Here is an 18,540-nt window from a genome sequence, read left to right as displayed (position 1 = left end):
CGGCTGACACCCCACCACGGAGCGACCACCTCACGTACGGTTGACGCATGACGAGCATCGGTGGTGCCGAGATGGTCGACTGGAATCTCGCGGTAGCGACCGCGACCCGGTTCGTGCGGCCGGGTCCGGAGATCAGCCGTGAGGAGGCCCGCGCCGTCGTCGCGGAGCTCCGCAGGCATGCCAAGGCCTCCGAGGAGCACGTCCGTTCGTTCACCCGGATGATCCCGGACGGGCACGAACCCGAGGACACCCCTGTCCTGGTCGTCGACCGGGCCGGCTGGATCAGGGCCAACGTCGCGGGCTTCCGTGAGCTGCTGGGTCCGCTGCTCGGGAAGATGCAGGACCGGCGGGGTGGCGGCCCGGGGAACGCCGTGCTCGGCGCGGTCGGCGGCAAGGTGACCGGTGTCGAACTGGGCATGCTCCTGTCGTTCCTGGCTTCCCGAGTCCTCGGACAGTATGAGACCTTCGCCCCCGCCACCCGGGAGCTGCCCGCCTCGTCCAAGGGGGGCGGCAGGCTGCTGCTGGTCGCCCCCAACATCGTTCACGTCGAGCGCGAACTCGAGGTCGACCCGCACGACTTCCGGCTGTGGGTGGCCCTCCACGAGGAGACGCACCGCACCCAGTTCACCGGGGTCCCCTGGCTCCGCGACCACCTGCGGGGCGAAATCCAGTCGTTCCTCGACGAGACCGACGTCGACCCGATGACGGTGCTCGAACGCCTTCGCGAGGCTGCGCAGGCATTCTCGGGAGGCAGCCGGCCCGAGGGCGAACGCGGGGAGGAGGGCGACGACGGCGGGCGCAGCCTCGTCGAGATCGTCCAGACGCCCTCCCAGCGCGAGATCCTGGGCCGCCTCACCGCCGTGATGTCGCTGCTCGAAGGCCACGCGGACTTCGTGATGGACGGGGTGGGCCCGGATGTGGTGACCTCCGTCGCCGAGATCCGGGAGAAGTTCCAGCGGCGCAGGGCGCGCGGCGCGAGCAGGCTGGACCTGGCACTGCGCAAACTGCTCGGGCTCGACGCGAAGCTGCGGCAGTACCGCGACGGCGAGAAGTTCGTCCGGGCCGTGGTGGACGAGGTCGGCATGGACGGCTTCAACCGGGTGTGGACCTCTCCCAACACCCTCCCGACCAAGGCCGAGATCGCCGCACCGGCGGACTGGGTGGCGCGCGTGCACCGTAAGACAGATCAGTGATCCCGGCCGGTCCGGCGGCACGGAATTGCCCGTCCAATCACCCATCCGAGGGACCGTAGGGGCATGGGAAGGCGTGCAATGCTCGATGGACAGCTTGTCTCTGTCACCATCGACGCACTCTGAGTGACGGGACTTCGTCCCGCGCGCTCAGAGGCACCCCCAAAACTTCACCCGAAGGGCACCGGACATGGGTCCCCATCCTGCGGTCGCGGCGATACGCCTGGCGGTCCGCCGCGTACTTCACGACGTCGTCACCGAACACAACCGTCACACCGAACAGGCGGAGCACGCCGAGTTCGCCGAAGCGGGGGCGGGCGGGCGGCGTTCCGCCCTTCCCGAGCGGCCCGACACCCCGCTGGTGCTCGTCGCGTGCTCCGGGGGCGCCGACTCCATGGCTCTCGCCTCCGCCCTCGCCTTCGAGTCGCGCAAGCTCCCCGTCCGCGCCGGGGGCATCACCGTCGACCACAACCTCCAGCCGGGCTCCGGACTCCGCGCCGACGAGGTCGTCGCCCGCCTGACCGAGATGCGGCTCGACCCGGTCGAGGCCGTCGCCGTGCGGGTCGGCCGCGACGGCGGGCCCGAGGCCGCCGCCCGGGACGCGCGCTACGCGGCCCTGGACGCCGCGGCGGAGCGGCTCGGTGCCGCCGCCGTCCTCCTCGGCCACACACGCGACGACCAGGCGGAGACCGTCCTGCTCGGCCTCGCCAGAGGTTCGGGCATCCGCTCGCTCTCCGGGATGGCCGCCGCGTCCGGTCCCGCCGGCCGCTACCGCCGGCCGTTCCTCCAGCTCGACCGGCAGACCGCACGCAAGGCCTGCCTGGTCCAGTCGATCCCCGTCTGGGACGACCCCCACAACATCGATCCCGCCTACACACGCTCCCGGCTTCGCCACGAGGGTCTGCCCGCCCTGGAGAAGGCGCTCGGCAAGGGGGTCGTGGAGGCCCTCGCCCGTACGGCGCAGCTCTCCCGCGACGATGCCGACGCGCTGGACACCTGGGCCGCCGAGGCCGCGCGTTCGGTCCGCGACGACGACGGACGGCTGGAGTGCGCGAAACTTTCCGTGCTGCCGCCGGCGGTGCGCCGCCGGGTGCTGCGCCGTGCCGTGATCGACACCGGCTCCCCCGCGGGTTCGCTGTTCGCCCGTCACATCGAGGAAGTGGACCGGCTCATCACCGGCTGGCGGGGCCAGGGCGCCATCAACCTGCCCGGCCGCGTCGAGGTGCGGCGGCAGGGTGGCAGACTGGTGATTCGGCAGAGCTGAAGCGCAAGCGGCTGAAGTGCAGGCGAAACGCCGGTCCGGCCCTGGGAACGATCCGGGGCCGGCAGGGCAGAGAAAGAGACGCGGGTGAACGAGAAGGACATGGGCACCGACCTTCAGTCGGTGCTCCTCACCAAGGAAGAGATCGACGCGAAGCTCGTCGAGCTGGCAGCGAAGATCGACGCGGAGTACGCGGGCAAGGACCTGCTCATCGTCGGCGTGCTCAAGGGTGCGGTGATGGTCATGGCGGACCTGGCCCGCGCGCTGTCCACCCCCGTCACCATGGACTGGATGGCCGTCTCGTCGTACGGCGCCGGCACCCAGTCCTCAGGCGTCGTCCGGATCCTCAAGGACCTCGACACCGACATCAAGGGCAAGCACGTCCTGATCGTCGAGGACATCATCGACTCCGGCCTGACGCTGTCCTGGCTGCTGACCAACCTCGGTTCGCGTGAACCCGCGAGCCTGGAGGTCTGCACGCTGCTCCGCAAGCCGGATGCCGCGAAGGTCGCGATCGACGTGAAGTGGGTCGGCTTCGACATCCCCAACGAGTTCGTCGTCGGCTACGGGCTGGACTATGCGGAGAAGTACCGCAACCTTCCCTTCGTCGGCACCCTCGCACCTCACGTGTACGGAGGCTGAGACGGCCGCCCGACCGGGCCCGGCCCGGCACGGCCGAACCCGGCAGGACTCCCGGGAACCCTCGTGGCGTGCGGGCCGTTGGAGCCTTCGAAGACGGGTTTGTCGTACCTCCCCTGCGGTCACGGGTGACAATGCTGGGGTACCGTCCGAAGAACAGTCTTTTCTCACAGCAGCATTTACCTACGGGCAGGAGGGACGGGGCGACTTCGCTCCGTATGGATGGACGTGAAGCGATACTTCCGTGGGCCGGTCATGTGGATCGTGCTGGCCGTCCTCGCCGTGGTCGTGTTGATGCAGGTCGTCGGCTCGTCCGGCGGCTACAAGACGGTGGACACCGGCAAGGTGATCCAGGCGATCAGCAAGAACCAGGTGGAGCAGGCCAAGCTGACCACCGGTGACGAACAGATCCTGAAGATCGAGCTGAAGGACAAGCAGAAGCTCAAGGGCGAGTCCGGCAGCAAGTTCCAGGCGAGCTACATCGGGAACCAGGGCGTCGAGCTTGCCGACACGCTGCAGAAGAAGTTCGAGAGCGGTGACATTGAGAAGGGTTACACCGTCTCGCCGTCGAAGCAGTCCCCGTTCGTCTCGATCCTTCTGACGCTGCTGCCCTTCGTCCTGATCGTGATCGTTTTCCTGTTTCTGATGAATCAGATGCAGGGCGGCGGTTCGAAGGTCATGCAGTTCGGCAAGTCCAAGGCCAAGCTGATCACCAAGGACACGCCGAAGACGACGTTCTCCGACGTGGCGGGGTCGGACGAGGCCGTCGAGGAACTGTACGAGATCAAGGAATTCCTCCAGGAGCCGGCGAAGTTCCAGGCCGTCGGCGCCAAGATCCCCAAGGGTGTCCTGCTGTACGGGCCGCCCGGTACGGGTAAGACGCTGCTCGCTCGCGCCGTCGCAGGCGAGGCGGGCGTCCCGTTCTACTCGATCTCCGGTTCCGACTTCGTCGAGATGTTCGTCGGTGTCGGTGCCTCCCGTGTCCGCGACCTCTTCGAGCAGGCCAAGGCGAACGCTCCGGCGATCGTCTTCGTCGACGAGATCGACGCCGTCGGCCGGCACCGCGGTGCGGGCATGGGCGGTGGCCACGACGAGCGCGAGCAGACGCTCAACCAGCTGCTCGTCGAGATGGACGGCTTCGACGTGAAGGGCGGCGTCATCCTGATCGCCGCCACGAACCGGCCGGACATCCTGGACCCGGCACTGCTGCGCCCGGGACGCTTCGACCGGCAGATCGCGGTCGACCGCCCGGACATGCAGGGCCGCCTCGAGATCCTCAAGGTCCACCAGAAGGGCAAACCCGTCGCGGAGGACGTCGACCTCAACGCGGTCGCCCGTCGTACGCCCGGCTTCACCGGTGCCGACCTGTCGAACGTGCTGAACGAAGCGGCGCTCCTCACGGCGCGCAGCAACAAGAAGCTGATCGACAACCACATGCTCGACGAGGCCATTGACCGCGTCGTGGCGGGACCGCAGAAGCGGACCCGGATCATGTCCGAGAAGGAGAAGAAGATCACCGCGTACCACGAGGGCGGACACGCCCTGGTCGCGGCGGCCTCACCTCAGTCGGACCCGGTCCACAAGATCACGATTCTTTCCCGCGGCCGTGCCCTCGGTTACACGATGGTGCTCCCGGAAGAGGACAAGTACTCCACGACGCGTAACGAGATGCTCGACCAGCTGGCGTACATGCTGGGCGGGCGCGCGGCCGAGGAGCTGGTCTTCCACGACCCGACGACCGGTGCTGCGAACGACATCGAGAAGGCCACCGCCACGGCCCGCGCGATGGTCACGCAGTACGGCATGACCGAGCGCCTGGGCGCGATCAAGTTCGGTGGAGACAACACCGAGCCGTTCGTGGGCAGGGAGATGGGCCATCAGCGCGACTACTCGGAAGAGGTCGCGGCGCTCGTCGACGAAGAGGTCAAGAAGCTCATCGAGACCGCGCACAACGACGCGTGGGAAATCCTCGTGGAGAACCGCGACATCCTCGACGCCCTGGTCCTGGAGCTTCTCGAGAAGGAGACGCTCGGCAAGGAGCAGATCGCCGAGATCTTCGCCCCGATCGTGAAGCGTCCGGCCCGCCCGGCGTGGACCGGATCCGCCCGGCGTACACCGTCGACGCGTCCCCCTGTGCTCTCTCCGAAGGAGCTCGCCCTCACCAACGGCTCTGCCAATGGTTCGGGTACTCCGGAGATCGCGCCGACGGACATCGACATCACGAAGAAGTCCGGCACCTCACCGGAGGCGCTCCCCGAGGATCGCCCCGAGAGCTAGGCCCCCTGACCGATCCGGTGTGGCCCCTGTCACGGGGCTACCACCAGGCCCGGAATGGATGCCGCGCCCCCCAGGTTCTAGCCTGTGGGGGCGCGGCTTTTTCGTATGCCTGCGTTGTGCCTGCCGTACTTCCGTAGGGCCGGGCGGGACCGCGCATATGACTGCACAGAGGAACGAGGCACAGATGACCGACCCGGTGACGCTCGACGGGCAGGGTTCGATCGGCGTATTCGATGCGAAGCGGGCCGAGTCCGCCGTAAGGGAACTCCTCCTCGCTGTCGGGGAGGACCCCGACCGCGAGGGGCTGCGCGAGACCCCGGGCCGTGTGGCGCGTGCTTACCAGGAAATATTCGCCGGACTCCACCAGGAGCCGGAGGACGTGCTGACGACGACGTTCGACCTCGGTCACGACGAGATGGTGCTGGTCAAGGACATCGAGGTGTTCAGCACCTGTGAGCACCACCTGGTGCCTTTCCACGGTGTCGCGCACGTCGGCTACATCCCGGCGACCAGCGGCAAGATCACGGGGCTGTCGAAGCTGGCCCGTCTGGTCGACGTGTACGCCCGGCGGCCGCAGGTCCAGGAGCGACTGACCACGCAGATCGCCGACTCGCTCATGTCGATCCTGGAGCCCCGTGGTGTCATCGTCGTCGTCGAGTGCGAGCACATGTGCATGTCGATGCGAGGTATCCGTAAGCCCGGAGCCAAGACGATCACGTCCGCGGTCCGTGGCCAGCTGCGTGATTCGGCCACTCGTGCCGAGGCGATGAGCCTCATCATGGCGCGTTAGCCGACGCCGGAACGGGGCTGGGAGGGCCCGGCCCCGGCGCGGCGGCGACGAGTCCGGACAGCGGGGGAGTGCGACCCCGGTGAACACATGAACGCTGCCGTCCGGGCGGATTCACCAGGAGCGTCGCCGCGCGCCGGTCCGATGCGCGCGGGAGACCTTCAGGCGGCCTGGGCCCTGTTCCGATCGTCGTCGCCGTCGTCCGGGAGCTTGCAGACCCGCTCGAGGAAGAACGCCGCGGCGACGACCGCGATGCCGGCCAGGACCGCGAAGCCGGCGTAGATGGCCTGATCCCGCCGGGGCGGTACGTCGAGGGAGCCGAGCAGGAAGACGCCCGTGCCGCCGTACATCCCCGCGACCAGGGCGGTGACGAGCGCACTGGCCTGGCCGAAGACCAGGGCGCGCGCCGCCATCATCGGCTCGACGCCCTTCGCTCCGGGGCGCCGTTCCCGCTGGGCGCGCAACCGGGACCGGATCGACAGCGCCGTGGCGAGCAGTACGACGGCGATCACGGCCAGGACGACGGGCGCGGCGAGCGGCACGCTCGGCAGTGTCCCCAGCGAGTTCCAGAGGCGGGCTGCGCCCCAGGACAGCACGCCGGCTCCGGCGAAGAGTCCGGCCAGGAGGCCGAGCCGTAGTTGCTTCACCGAGAGTGCCGCCCTTCGTCGCCGTTGCCCGTGCCGCTCGCCCGGGCGGTTCGCCCGTAGCCGGGGGTCCTTGAGCCTAACGACTACTCGGGCAGGCGAAGTTCCAGGTCGGGCCGGACGAGCACACCCTCGCGGCCGACACCGGTCAGCAGGTCGGCGACGGGCCCGGCGCCGGGCAGCTGGGCCTCCGGGTCCAGGTCGTGCCAGGGGGCGAGCACGAAGGCGCGCTCGCGGGCGCGCGGGTGGGGGAGGGTCAGCAGGGGGTCGTCGGAGACCACCTCGGCGTACGACACGATGTCGACGTCGAGGGTGCGGGGGCCCCAGCGCTCCTCGCGGACACGGTCGAACGCCTCCTCGATGGCCTGGCCGCGTTCCAGCAGGGACGAAGGGGGCAGGGTCGTCTTCACGACGATCACCGCGTTGAAGTACGACGGCTGTGAGCCGGTCTCGACGCCCCAGGGCTCCGTCTCGTAGACCGGGGAGACCGCTTTGACCCGGAGGCCGGGGGTGTCCCCCAGGGCGTCGACCGCGCCCTGGAGCGTCTCCAGCCGGTTGCCCAGGTTGGAGCCGAGGGAGATCACGGCGAGTTTGGGGTTGGAGAGGGTGACGTCTGCCGCGTCGACCTGCTCGACCACGGCGGCGGGAACCGGCTGTACGGTCGGGTCGCTCTGCCCCTCGGCGGAAAATGCGGTCATGCTCGGCTCCGGGTGATGGTGATGGTCACGTCGTCGAAGGGAACGGTGATCGGGGCGTCCGGCTTGTGGACGACGACCTCGACCTCCTCGACCCCGTCGTGCTTGAGGCACTGCTGCGCGATGCGTTCGGCGAGGGTCTCGATCAGGTCGACCGGCTCGCCCCGGACGACACCGACCACCTCTTCCGCGACCACGCCGTAGTGAACGGTCTTCGACAGGTCGTCGGCGGCTGCCGCGGGGCGGGTGTCGAGGCCCAGCACCAGGTCCACGATGAAGGTCTGGCCCTCTTCCCGTTCCCTGGGGAAGACACCATGGTGCCCACGGGCCTTGAGGCCGCGCAGCGCGACACGATCCACGCGAATCACTCCTGCTGTTCGTCGTCTCTGGAGGCACCTGACCGCGTGCGGGCGGAGAAGTGCCGTCTTTCGAATCTACCCGCGTGCACGGACAGCTCCCGCCCGCGGGGGCGCGCGGACCGGCCCGGCAAGGGGTGGGCCGCGTATACCCCGTGATCGGGGTGGGCAATCCCCGTGGCCGGCGCCGTCCGCTCAGGCGGTCGGCTCCTCGTCCTCCTCGTCACCGGTTTCGGCCAGAACGGGGGAGCCGTGGTGCGACCAGAGCTTCCAGCCCTCAGGAGTGCGCCGGAACACGTTGGTGGCCACGACGAGCTGGCCGACGAGCGGGCCGAGTGCGTTGCCCTCCTCCGCGGGGCCACCGCTGAGGATGTTCTCGGTACAGGTCACCAGGGCGGTATCGCCTGTCATCGAGACGCCGACATCGGTCAGGAAGAACTGGATGTACTCGGTGTTCGCCATGATCAGCGCGTAGCTCCGCATCACCTCGCCGCGGCCCGTGAGCACCGGCCAGCCCGGGTGCACACAGGAGACGGTGAGGTCCTCGCCGGGCAGCCACAGGCCGGAGAGCGCGTCGAAGTCGCCGCGTTCCAGCGCTTCGTAGAAGGCGGTGTTCGCCTGCTCGACCGCGGCGATGTCGGCGGCGGCCTCCTCGTGCTCGTCGCGCGCGGCGCTCACGCTGCTCCCTCGACGGCGCGGGCGACCCGCACCGCGTCGGCCGTGGGCCGTACCGCGTGCACCCTGACCGCCCACGCGCCGGCGGCGGCGGAGAGGGCGGAGACCGCGGCCGTCGCGGCGTCCCGCTCGCGGGCGGGCGGCGGGGCCGCGCCCTCGCCTGCCAGGACATGGCCGAGGAAGCGCTTGCGGGAGGCGGCCACGAGCAGCGGTCTGCCCAGAGAGCGGAGCCGGTCGAGGTGCGCGACCAGGGCGAGGTCCTGGGCGGCGTTCTTGGCGAAGCCGAGCCCCGGGTCGATCACCAGCTTCTCGGGGTCCACCCCGCCCTCGATCACGGCCTCCATGCGCTCCCGGAGTTCCGCGACGACCTCGCCGACGACGTCCCCGTACACCGCGCGGCTGTTCATCGACTCGCTGAAACCGCGCCAGTGCATGACGACGAACGGCACCCCGGCGTCCGCGACGACCGGGATCATGCCCGGGTCGGCGAGGCCCCCGCTCACGTCGTTGACCAGGGCCGCACCGGCGGCGACGGAGTGTTCGGCCACGGCGGCCCGCATGGTGTCCACGGAGACGGTGACGCCTTCGGAGACCAGCCCCCGCACGACCGGGATCACCCGCCGCAGTTCCTCGGCCTCGTCCACTCTGCTCGCGCCGGGGCGGGTCGACTCGCCGCCGACGTCGATCAGGTCCGCGCCTTGGTCCATCAGTTCGAGGCCGTGCTTGATCGCTGCCGTGGTGTCGAACCAGTGGCCGCCGTCGGAGAAGGAGTCGGGCGTCACGTTGACGACTCCCATGACCGCACAGCGGTCCCACTCCGGCAGACCCCGCACCGTGCCCCGTCCTCGCAACCTACTCATGCGACCAGCCTAAGGCGCTCCACGGGAAGCCCGCCGCCGTGAGCCCACCGCCCGGTACCCCTTCGCCCCGCGTTCAGCCGGACGGACGGTACGGCGGCCCCGCCGGCGGAGCGGGAGGGCGTCAGTGCGGGCCGACACCCGCCACGGTCTCCACAGCGACCTCGGCGCGCGGCACGTCCTGTGCGTCCGCGTCGATCGAGCGGCGCAGGGCCTCATGGAGCCGGGCAGGCGTCAGCACGCCCAGGAAGCGGCCGGCGCCCTCCTCGTCGATGACGGCGATCCAGCCCGCGTCGTGCTGCAGCATCGTGGCGAAGGCCTGCTTCAGCGGAGCCCCGAGCGGAAGCCACGCCTCCATGCGCCGGGCGTGCTCACGGACCGTGCCCCCGGCCGCTGACGCGTCGTCCGCGGGGATCCAGCCGTGCAGCTGGTCCTGGCCGTCCAGGACGACCGCCCAGCGCGCGCCGTCGGCCCGCAGCCGCTCGGTGGCCTTCGCCAGCGGGTCGTCGAGGTGGACGACAGGCGGCTGGTCCAGGTCGCTCTCCTCGATGGGGGTGACCGAGAGCCGCTTGAGGCCCCGGTCCGCCCCGACGAAGCCGGCGACGTAAGGAGTCGCCGGAGCCCCGAGCACCGTGGCCGGGGTGTCGAACTGTTCGATGCGACCGTGTCCGTACACGGCGATCCGGTCGCCGAGCCGGACGGCTTCCTCGATGTCATGGGTGACGAACAACACGGTCTTGCGGACCTGTGCCTGCAGTTTCAGGAATTCGTTCTGCAGCCTTTCCCGTACGACAGGGTCGACCGCGCCGAAAGGTTCGTCCATCAGCAGAACCGGGGGGTCGGCGGCCAGGGCGCGTGCCACGCCGACCCGTTGGCGCTGGCCGCCCGAAAGCTGCTCGGGATAGCGGCCGCCATAAACGGACGGGTCCAGTCCGACGAGATCGAGCAGTTCGGCGGCGCGCTTCCTGCCCTTTTCCCGTCCCCAGCCCAGGAGATGGGGAACGGTAGCCGTGTTCTCCAGGACCGTCTTGTGCGGGAACAGCCCCACCTGCTGGATCACGTAGCCGATACGGCGGCGGAGCCGGACGGGGTCGATGGAGGATATGTCGTCCCCGTCGAGGAATATCCGGCCGTCGGTCGGTTCGATCAGGCGGTTCACCATTTTCATGGTGGTCGTCTTGCCGCAGCCGGAAGGCCCTACGAGCGTGACCAGTTCACCCTCGGCGACCTCGAAGGAAAGGTCGTCGACGGCGGTGGTGCCGTCCGCGTACCGCTTGGTGACGTGCTCGAAACGGATCATGATTCCCCATTGTGGCGCGGGCTCTGTGAAGGCCATGTTGCCGGAATAAGACAGCCTCGGCGATTGTCGGTGGTCGGGGATAGGGTCACCCAGGACCGGAACCGGATCGGCATCGCGAGGGCAACAGGAGGTGGGGGCGGATGGCCGAGCAGAACTGCCTGGCGACGAACGACTGGATCTGCGGAGAGTATCTGCGCTCCCGCAGCGCCGAGTTGACCGAAGCGACCGTCCAGCACATCTGGATCACGGTGGCTTCCGTGCTGATAGGGCTCGCGGTGGCATTTCCGCTCGCGCTGCTCGCCCGCCGGGGCCGGCATTTCGCGGGCCCCGTGCTGGGCCTGACCACAGTGCTCTACACGGTGCCGTCGCTGGCGATGTTCTCGCTGCTGCTGCCGCTCTTCGGGCTGTCCGCGGCGCTCGTCGTCACCGGACTGGTGCTCTACTCGCTGACCATCCTCGTCCGGAACATCCTGGCGGGACTCGAAGCGGTCCCGCAGGAGTCCAGGGAAGCCGCGAAGGGCATGGGATACGGGCCCGTCCGGCTCCTCTGGGAGGTCGAGCTCCCGCTCGCCCTGCCCGCGCTGATGGCAGGGCTGCGGATCGCCACGGTGTCGACGGTCGCGCTGACCACGGTCGGCTCCCTCGTCGGCAAGGGTGGCCTCGGCAATCTCATCGAGGACGCGCTGCCGAGCTTCTTCAAGGCCCAGGTACTCACCGCGTCCGTGCTCTGCGTGCTGCTCGCGGTGGCCGCCGACCTGCTGCTTCTCGGCGTGCAACGCCTGCTCACGCCCTGGACCCGGATACGGCCGCCCGCCGGGGCGGGCATCGCGAAGACGGAGGCCGGCTGACCCATGGGAGTCGTCGAAGAGGCATGGGTCTGGCTCACCACCGGAGCCAACTGGTCGGGGGACGGCGGGGCGGGACACCGGCTGGCCGAGCATCTCTACGTCAGCGGGACAGCCCTCGCGGTGGCCTGCGTCATCGCCCTGCCCGTCGCGCTGTATCTCGGGCACGTGGGCAAGGGGGGCGCGCTCGCCGTCAACCTCTCCAACGTGGGCCGGGCGGTCCCGGTGTTCGCGGTGCTGGCGCTGTTCATGATGACGCCCCTGCGCAACTCCGGCTATCTGCCCACGGTCATCGCGCTGGTGCTCTTCGCCGTCCCCCCGCTGTTGACCAACGCCTACGTCGGGATGACGGAGGTGGACCGGTCGGTGCTGGAGGCCGCGCGGGGGATGGGGATGTCCGGCGCGCAGCTCTTCCTGCGGGTCGAGCTCCCCCTCGCCTACCCGATGATCATGAACGGCCTCCGGTCCGCCGCCGTACAGGTGATCGCCACCGCCTCGATCGCGGCGATGGTCGGCCTCGGGGGCCTCGGCCGGATCATCACCGCCGGATTCAACACCTACGACACCGCCCAGGTCTTCGCCGGCGCCGTACTGGTCGCCCTCCTGGCCCTGGTGGTGGAGGGCGTACTCGTGGCGCTCGACCGGCTGCTGTCGCCCCTGCGCCGCCGCCGGACCGTATGAACGCGCCGGCTTTTCGCACTGTGCACACCATTTTTCGCGGACGGAGAACAACATGAGCAGGACCTCGCGCATAGCGGGTGCGGTCATCGGAGCGGTCGCGCTGGCAGGGTCGCTCGCCGCCTGTGGCGGCGACAGCCTGGAGAAGGAGAAGGGCGGCTCGGACACGGGTGCCGGTGCCGACTCCAAGAAGGGCTCGCTCGTCGTGGGCGCCGCCGGCTTCACCGAGTCCAAGGTGCTCGCCGAGCTCTACGCCCAGGTCCTGGGCGACGCCGGATACGACACCTCGGTCACCACGGTCAAGAACCGCGAGCTGTACGAGCCGTCGCTGGAGAAGGGCGAGATCGACGTCGTCCCGGAATACGCGGCGACCCTCGCCGAATTCCTCAACGCCAAGGTCAACGGAGCGGAGGACGCGGCCAAGAAGCCGGTGGCCTCCGGTGACGTGAAGGCCACCGTCACAGCTCTGGAGAAGCTCGCCACCCCGCTCGGACTGAAGGTCCTTCCGGCGGGCAAGGCGGTCGACCAGAACGCCTTCGCGGTGTCGAAGGAATTCGCCGACAAGAACAGCCTCACGACGCTTTCCGATCTCGGCGCCTCGAAGATCAAGGTGAAGATCGCGGCGGGCGACGAATGCGAGGTGCGCCCGTTCTGCGCGCCCGGGCTGAAGAAGACGTACGGCATCGACGTCACCGGGATCGACCCCAAGGGGGTCGGCACGCCGCAGTCGAAGCAGGCCGTCAAGGACGGCAAGGACCAACTGGTCCTCACCACCACCACGGACGCCGTGCTCGACTCCTACGGGCTGGTGTTCCTGGAGGACGACAAGAAGCTGCAGAACGCGGACAACGTCCTTCCGGTACTCAATGCCAAGGACGCGGGCGCGCCGGAGATCGCCGAGGCGCTCGGGAAGCTCACCGACGCACTCACCACGCAGGACCTCGCGGAACTGAACCGCAAGGTCGACGCGGAGCGCGCGAAGCCCGCGGACGCGGCTGCGGAGTATCTCCGGTCGAAGGGCCTGATCAAGAAGTAAAAAGGCGCCCCGGAGGGTCACTTGAGAGGCCGCCAGGTAACCGGCGGGGAACAGATTGCCGGGCGGCCTCCCACGTGACCCGTACGCACGGTAAATTTCGGGCCATGCCACGAGGACGCCACCGCCATTCGCCGCCGCTCCACAGAATCCTGCCCCCCGCCGTGGTGGCCGGAGTTCCGGTCGTCTGCGCCGTCGGCGCCTGGCTCCTCGCGGATCCTCTGCCCCTGCGCGCCCTGGTCGCCGTGACCGCGGCCGCCGCCGTCACCGGCGCCTGGATGATGCGCAGCTGGGACCGGGCCGCCGGGCTGCGCGTCGCGGAGCTGACCCGTGCCCGGACCAGCGACGAGTGGAAGACCGAGGAGCGCATAGCCGAACTCGAGGCGGACCTCGAGGAATCACGGGAACTGCGCACCCGGCTGGAGACCAAGCTGCGCCGCAAGCGCGTGGAGCTCGCCGGGCTGCGGGGCGAACACGCCGCGCTGCTGCGCCGGTACGCCAACGCCGAGACGGAGCGGGCCAGTGCGCTGGAGGGCCGCAGGCAGCTCGCCATCGAGGCGTCCGCCCCGCGTGAGCTCCTGCCCGCGCGGTCCACTCCGACGCCGGGCGCGTATCTTCGGGCGGCCCAGGCCCTGCGCGACCTGAGCCGCAATGCCGCGCTCCAGGAGGCGCGCCGCACGGCCGAGGTGGCGCGGCAGCGCGACATCGCGGAGCGGTCCGCCGAACGGGACCCGGAGGGCGACGGCCCGAAGGGGAAGCACGCGGCGGTCGCCGGAGCGGGTGATCTCCAGCACCGCCGTCAGCAGACCGCCCTCACCGCACCGAAGCTGTCTCCCGTACGCACGCCCCGGGCCGCCGCCGCGGCGTCCGCCGTCGTCCCGTACGCCGCCGCGCGCCGTCATCTCGTCCCGCAGGGCAGCTTCGACTTCTTCGGCACGCAGAAGGCGGACGCCGCGATCGAGTCCGTGCAGAACGAGGACCTCGCGGACGTGGTGGGCGAGGAGGCGCTGGCGGCGCACCGCACGGGCTCGGCCGAGAACCGCGCCGTCGGCAAGGTCATCGATCTGACGGCGCACGACGAGACCGAGCAGTTGGACGTCGTCGGACTGCGGAGTGCGGTCTCGTCGTAGACGCACGGTCCCGGGCCGGGCCCGTGGGCCGCGGCTACTTGTCGATGTCCCCGACGACGAAGAAGAGCGAGCCCAGGATCGCCACCATGTCGGAGACGAGCGTCCCCGGCAGGAGCTCGGTGAGTGCCTGGATGTTGTTGAACGAGGCAGAGCGCAGCTTCAGCCGGTACGGCGTCTTCTCGCCCGTCGACACCAGGTAGTAGCCGTTGACGCCCAGCGGGTTCTCGGTCCACGCGTAGGTGTGGCCTTCGGGGGCCTTGAGCACCTTGGGCAGCCGCTGGTTGATGGGCCCGGGCTCCAGTCCCGCCATCCGGTCCAGGCAGGCGTCGGCGAGGTCCAGCGCGTTGTGCGTCTGCTCCAGCAGGCACTCGAAGCGTGCCAGGCAGTCGCCCTCGGTCCGGGTGACGACCTCGAGGGTGTCCCGCAGTTCCCCGTACGCGAGATACGGCTCGTCGCGCCGCAGGTCGAAGTCGACGCCGGAGGCCCGGGCGATCGGTCCGGACACCCCGTACGCGTGCACAGCCTCGGGGGACAGGACACCCACCCCTCGGGTGCGGCCCCGGAAGATCTCGTTGCCGAGCACCAGCCCGTCGTACACGTCCATCCGCGAGCGCACCGACGCCACGGCGTCCCCGGCCCGGCCGAGCCAGCCCGCCGGCAGGTCCTCCTTGAGGCCGCCCACCCGGTTGAACATGTAGTGCATCCGGCCGCCGGAGACCTCCTCCATGACGGCCTGGAGTTCCTCGCGCTCCCGGAACGCGTGGAACATCGGGGTGATCCCACCGAGTTCGAGCGGGTAGGAGCCGAGGAACATCAGATGGTTGAGGACCCGGTTCAGCTCCGCCAGCAGCGTCCTCGTCCAGACGGCGCGCTCGGGTACCTCCATGCCGAGCATCCGCTCGACGGCCATGACCACGCCGAGCTCGTTGGAGAAGGCCGACAGCCAGTCGTGGCGGTTGGCGAGCATGATGATCTGCCGGTAGTCCCTGGCCTCGAAGAGCTTCTCGGCGCCTCGGTGCATGTAGCCGATGACGGGCTCGGCCTGCTGGATCCGCTCGCCGTCCAGGACGAGCTTCAGGCGGAGCACACCGTGGGTGGAGGGGTGCTGGGGACCGATGTTCAGCACCATGTCGGTGCTCTCCGCCGCGCCGCCGATGCCGATCGTCGTCTCCGTCATGCCGGACAGTATCCCCCTTCACGGTCCGGGACCCGATGCCGCAGCCAGCCGAAGTCGCCCAGCCCGCCCCGCGCCGTGAGCTCCGCGGCCTCCCCGGCCGACGCGAGCGCCCGCACATAGCCCGCGGGATCGGCCGACGCCTGTGCCAGCGGCGGTCGTTCGCCGCTGACACCCAGTTCCCGCAGCGCCGTCCGCTGGTCCAGGAGCCCGGCCACGCCGTCGGCTGCCGCCGCGCAGGCGTCGAGCGCCACGTGCGAGGTCAGGTCGCAACTCCCGTCGGGGACCGGCGGCACCTCACGGCCGGCACGGAATCCGGTCAGCGTCCCGAACGGCGGCCGTGACGCCCTCACATGCGCGTAGTCCACCGCCACCGCGGTCCCGCCGGCGAGCGAGGCGACGGCCCGTGCCCAGGCCTCGTCGCGGGGCCGGCCGATCTCCGCGCGGTCACCGGGCCGGGACAGCGGCCACCAGCGGCTCAGCCACCGGGCGTCCGCCCCGGTCACCGGATCACCGAGCCGCTCGGCGCCGTCGGCCCTCCGTACGAGGACGTAACGGGCAGTCCCGTCCGCGTCGGCCTCCGCGATGTCCGTCGGGACGTTGTCCAGCCACTCGTTGGCGAACAGCAGTCCCCGCACGCCCTGCGGGAGTTCGGCACACCACTCGACGGCCGGGTCCAGGCCGGGCGGGCGCGGGGCGAGCTCCACGGCGTACGGCCGTACGGTGAGGCCGGGGGCCAGGGTTTTGTCCCGCAGGGCCTCGAGCACCCCGGTCAGCAGTTCGCCGCGGCCCGCGCCCACGTCCACCAGGGCGACCGAGTCGGTGCCGAGCTCCCGCGCCGTGCCGGCCAGCAGCCGGGCGACCGCGGTGGCGAACAGCGGGGAGGCGTGCACCGAGGTGCGGAAATGGCCTCCGGGGCCCTCGGAGCGAAGGTAGAACCCCTCTTCCCCGTACAAAGCGGTCTCGGCGGCTTCCCGCCAGCGGCACCAGTCATCCGTCACGTGGGCAAGTCTCCACCTTGGGGAGTACGGTCCCAGGACCCGGATCGAACCTTCGGCTGACCCGGGCACCGATCAGGTGTCCCTACGCTGGGTGACGTGCAGCGCTTCTACGATTTCATCCGCAGACACCCGACGGGCGTCGACATCCTCTGGGCTGTCCTCCTCCTCGGGTTCTCCGGCGTGTCCATCGTGACCGACCAGGCCGGTGCCGGGCTGGAGCGCGTCGCCGGGGTGCCGATCGCCGTCGGTCTGTCCGTCGTGGTCGCGCTGCGCCGCCGTGTGCCGGAGAGGATGCTGCTGCTCGCCATCGTGATGGGTCTCGCGCAGCTGCTGCTCGGAGTGCGGCCGGACGTGGCGGACTTCGCCATGCTGGTGATCACGTACACCGTGGCCACGGTGGGGGAGCGCCGGGCGTCCCGGCTGGCCCTCGGGTGCAGCCTGGTCGCGGCGGGGATCTCACGTCTGCGCTGGCCCGACGAAGCGCCTTACGGCGGCTGGGCGCAGACGCTGGGCTATGTCGTCATCATGACCGTGCCCTTCGTCCTGGCCTGGGTGCTCGGCGACTCCATACGCACCCGGCGGGCCTACTTCAGCCAGCTGGAGGAGCGGGCCGCCCGGCTGGAGCGGGAGCGCGAGGCGCAGTCGAAGGTCGCCGTCGCCGCCGAACGGGCCCGTATCGCCCGCGAACTGCACGACGTCGTCGCGCACAACGTCTCGGTGATGGTGGTCCAGGCCGACGGCGCCGCGTATGTCATGGACTCGTCCCCCGACCAGGCCCGGCAGGCGCTGGAGACGATCTCTGGCACCGGCCGCCAGGCACTCGCCGAGATGCGGCGGCTTCTCGGCGTGCTGAGGACCGGAGATGCCGAGGAGAGCGGGGAGTACGTCCCCCAGCCCGATGTCCAGCAGATCGAGGAACTCGTCGGCAAGGTCAGGGAGACCGGCCTCGCGGTCGACTTCAGGATCGAGGGCACACCGCGTCCACTGCCGAGCGGGGTCGAGCTGACCGCGTACCGCATCGTCCAGGAGGCGCTCACCAACACCCGGAAGCACGGCGGCCCGGACGCCGGCGCGAGCGTACGGCTGGTCTACTTCGACGACGGGCTGGGCCTGCTGGTCGAGGACGACGGCCGCGGCTCACCGCACGAGCTCTACGAGGACGGCGGGGCCGACGGCGCGGGACAGGGGATGATCGGCATGCGCGAGCGGGTCGGCATGGTCGGCGGCACGCTGGACGCGGGCCCGCGCCAGGGCGGCGGCTTCCGGATCAGCGCCCTGCTTCCGCTCAAGCCGGCCAACCAGTGACCGAAGGACGGGAACCCATGGCGATCCGCGTAATGCTCGTGGACGACCAGGTGCTGCTGCGCACCGGATTCAGGATGGTGCTCGCCGCCCAGCCGGACATGGAGGTCGTCGCGGAGGCGGGCGACGGGGCCGAGGCGGTCGAGGTCCTGCGCTCCACGGCCGTCGACGTGGTGCTGATGGACGTACGCATGCCACGGCTGGACGGTGTCGAGGCGACCCGGCGCATCCGCGCGCGGACCGATCCGCCCAAGGTGCTGATCCTGACCACGTTCGACCTGGACGAGTACGCGTTCTCCGGTCTGAAGGCGGGCGCCAGCGGCTTCATGCTCAAGGACGTCCCGCCCGGCGAGCTTCTCTCCGCCATCCGCTCGGTTCACAGCGGCGACGCCGTCGTGGCGCCCTCCACGACCCGCAGGCTGCTCGACCGGTTCTCGCCGATGCTGCCGAGCGGCAGGAAGGAGCCGGAGCACAAGCACATCGAGAAGCTGACCGGTCGTGAGCGCGAGGTGATGCTGCTGGTCGCCCAGGGTCTGTCGAACGGCGAGATCGCGGGCCGCCTGGTGCTGTCCGAGGCGACCGTGAAGACCCACGTGGGCCGCATCCTCACCAAGCTGGGCCTGCGCGACCGCGTCCAGGTGGTCGTCCTCGCGTACGAGACCGGGCTGGTCAGGGCCGGCGGAACGGGCTGACCCC

The 18,540-nt window shown here is 70.1% G+C and carries 19 protein-coding genes; 11 read left to right on the top strand and 8 right to left on the bottom strand.

Features of this window, described 5'->3' with window-relative positions:
* Positions 1–47: 47 nt before the first annotated feature.
* The 5 genes from ABZ441_RS08285 to folE all read left to right on the top strand — a co-directional run bounded on the left by ABZ441_RS08285 (position 48) and on the right by folE (position 6,157).
* Positions 48–1,193: a zinc-dependent metalloprotease gene (locus ABZ441_RS08285; protein WP_358969707.1), complete on the top strand. Its 1,146-nt coding sequence runs from the start codon at positions 48–50 to the stop codon at positions 1,191–1,193.
* Positions 1,194–1,380: 187 nt separating this feature from the next.
* Positions 1,381–2,454: a tRNA lysidine(34) synthetase TilS gene (tilS, locus tag ABZ441_RS08280; protein ID WP_358969706.1), complete on the top strand. Its 1,074-nt coding sequence runs from the start codon at positions 1,381–1,383 to the stop codon at positions 2,452–2,454.
* A gap of 99 nt (positions 2,455–2,553) precedes the next feature.
* Entirely contained in the window at positions 2,554–3,093 is a 540-nt protein-coding gene (gene hpt / locus ABZ441_RS08275) for a hypoxanthine phosphoribosyltransferase (RefSeq protein ID WP_014155504.1), read from the top strand.
* A gap of 219 nt (positions 3,094–3,312) precedes the next feature.
* Positions 3,313–5,367 (top strand): ATP-dependent zinc metalloprotease FtsH, encoded by a 2,055-nt coding sequence (ftsH, locus tag ABZ441_RS08270; protein ID WP_358969704.1) that lies wholly within the window; start codon positions 3,313–3,315, stop codon positions 5,365–5,367.
* A gap of 184 nt (positions 5,368–5,551) precedes the next feature.
* Positions 5,552–6,157, top strand: coding sequence for a GTP cyclohydrolase I FolE (gene folE, locus ABZ441_RS08265; protein WP_358969950.1), 606 nt, complete (start codon positions 5,552–5,554; stop codon positions 6,155–6,157).
* Between the two features lie 158 nt (positions 6,158–6,315).
* Here folE and ABZ441_RS08260 read toward each other — a convergent pair whose 3' ends face one another.
* The 6 genes from ABZ441_RS08260 to ABZ441_RS08235 form a co-directional block, all read right to left on the bottom strand.
* Positions 6,316–6,801: a DUF3180 domain-containing protein gene (locus ABZ441_RS08260; RefSeq protein ID WP_358969702.1), complete on the bottom strand. Its 486-nt coding sequence runs from the start codon at positions 6,799–6,801 to the stop codon at positions 6,316–6,318.
* 83 nt (positions 6,802–6,884) lie between these two features.
* The gene (gene folK / locus ABZ441_RS08255; RefSeq protein ID WP_358969701.1) at positions 6,885–7,496 is read right to left on the bottom strand and encodes a 2-amino-4-hydroxy-6-hydroxymethyldihydropteridine diphosphokinase; all 612 of its coding nucleotides are present in this window, start codon (positions 7,494–7,496) and stop codon (positions 6,885–6,887) included.
* Positions 7,493–7,852 (bottom strand): dihydroneopterin aldolase, encoded by a 360-nt coding sequence (gene folB / locus ABZ441_RS08250; protein WP_205018817.1) that lies wholly within the window; start codon positions 7,850–7,852, stop codon positions 7,493–7,495. The genes folK and folB overlap by 4 nt, the downstream gene beginning before the upstream one ends.
* Positions 7,853–8,044: 192 nt before the next feature.
* Positions 8,045–8,527 carry a nuclear transport factor 2 family protein gene (locus ABZ441_RS08245; protein ID WP_358969700.1) on the bottom strand — a complete coding sequence of 161 codons (483 nt, stop codon included), beginning with the start codon at positions 8,525–8,527 and terminating at the stop codon, positions 8,045–8,047.
* Positions 8,524–9,384: a dihydropteroate synthase gene (gene folP, locus ABZ441_RS08240; protein WP_358969698.1), complete on the bottom strand. Its 861-nt coding sequence runs from the start codon at positions 9,382–9,384 to the stop codon at positions 8,524–8,526. Before folP ends, ABZ441_RS08245 begins: the two co-directional genes overlap by 4 nt.
* A 121-nt stretch (positions 9,385–9,505) precedes the next feature.
* Complete coding sequence (locus ABZ441_RS08235) at positions 9,506–10,681, bottom strand: betaine/proline/choline family ABC transporter ATP-binding protein (protein ID WP_358969696.1); 1,176 nt, start codon at positions 10,679–10,681, stop codon at positions 9,506–9,508.
* 140 nt (positions 10,682–10,821) lie between these two features.
* Here ABZ441_RS08235 and ABZ441_RS08230 point away from each other — a divergent pair, with 140 nt between their 5' ends.
* The 4 genes from ABZ441_RS08230 (at position 10,822) to ABZ441_RS08215 (ending at position 14,367) form a co-directional block, all read left to right on the top strand.
* Positions 10,822–11,529 carry an ABC transporter permease gene (locus ABZ441_RS08230; protein ID WP_358969694.1) on the top strand — a complete coding sequence of 236 codons (708 nt, stop codon included), beginning with the start codon at positions 10,822–10,824 and terminating at the stop codon, positions 11,527–11,529.
* Positions 11,530–11,532: 3 nt separating this feature from the next.
* The gene (locus ABZ441_RS08225) at positions 11,533–12,207 is read left to right on the top strand and encodes an ABC transporter permease (RefSeq protein ID WP_358969692.1); all 675 of its coding nucleotides are present in this window, start codon (positions 11,533–11,535) and stop codon (positions 12,205–12,207) included.
* A 52-nt stretch (positions 12,208–12,259) separates the two neighbouring features.
* Positions 12,260–13,240, top strand: coding sequence for an ABC transporter substrate-binding protein (locus tag ABZ441_RS08220; RefSeq protein ID WP_358969690.1), 981 nt, complete (start codon positions 12,260–12,262; stop codon positions 13,238–13,240).
* Between the two features lie 104 nt (positions 13,241–13,344).
* Positions 13,345–14,367: a hypothetical protein gene (locus tag ABZ441_RS08215; RefSeq protein WP_358969689.1), complete on the top strand. Its 1,023-nt coding sequence runs from the start codon at positions 13,345–13,347 to the stop codon at positions 14,365–14,367.
* A gap of 34 nt (positions 14,368–14,401) precedes the next feature.
* On the opposite strand, the gene ABZ441_RS08210 is transcribed toward ABZ441_RS08215, so the two are convergent.
* Positions 14,402–15,544: an NADH-quinone oxidoreductase subunit D gene (locus tag ABZ441_RS08210; protein ID WP_358969687.1), complete on the bottom strand. Its 1,143-nt coding sequence runs from the start codon at positions 15,542–15,544 to the stop codon at positions 14,402–14,404.
* Positions 15,541–16,542, bottom strand: a complete 1,002-nt coding sequence (locus tag ABZ441_RS08205; protein WP_358969685.1) for an SAM-dependent methyltransferase — start codon at positions 16,540–16,542, stop codon at positions 15,541–15,543. Before ABZ441_RS08205 ends, ABZ441_RS08210 begins: the two co-directional genes overlap by 4 nt.
* 96 nt (positions 16,543–16,638) lie before the next feature.
* Between ABZ441_RS08205 and ABZ441_RS08200 the strand changes: the two genes are divergently transcribed.
* Positions 16,639–17,847, top strand: coding sequence for a sensor histidine kinase (locus ABZ441_RS08200; protein WP_358969684.1), 1,209 nt, complete (start codon positions 16,639–16,641; stop codon positions 17,845–17,847).
* Positions 17,848–17,864: 17 nt separating this feature from the next.
* The gene (locus ABZ441_RS08195) at positions 17,865–18,536 is read left to right on the top strand and encodes a response regulator transcription factor (RefSeq protein ID WP_358969682.1); all 672 of its coding nucleotides are present in this window, start codon (positions 17,865–17,867) and stop codon (positions 18,534–18,536) included.
* Positions 18,537–18,540 lie beyond the last annotated feature (4 nt).

The sequence above is a fragment of the Streptomyces sp. NPDC005752 genome (assembly GCF_040630715.1).
In the GTDB taxonomy this organism is placed as follows: Bacteria; Actinomycetota; Actinomycetes; order Streptomycetales; family Streptomycetaceae; genus Streptomyces.
The sequence above is the reverse complement of the archived record's forward strand: the minus strand, read 5'-3'. Positions and strand labels throughout refer to the sequence as shown.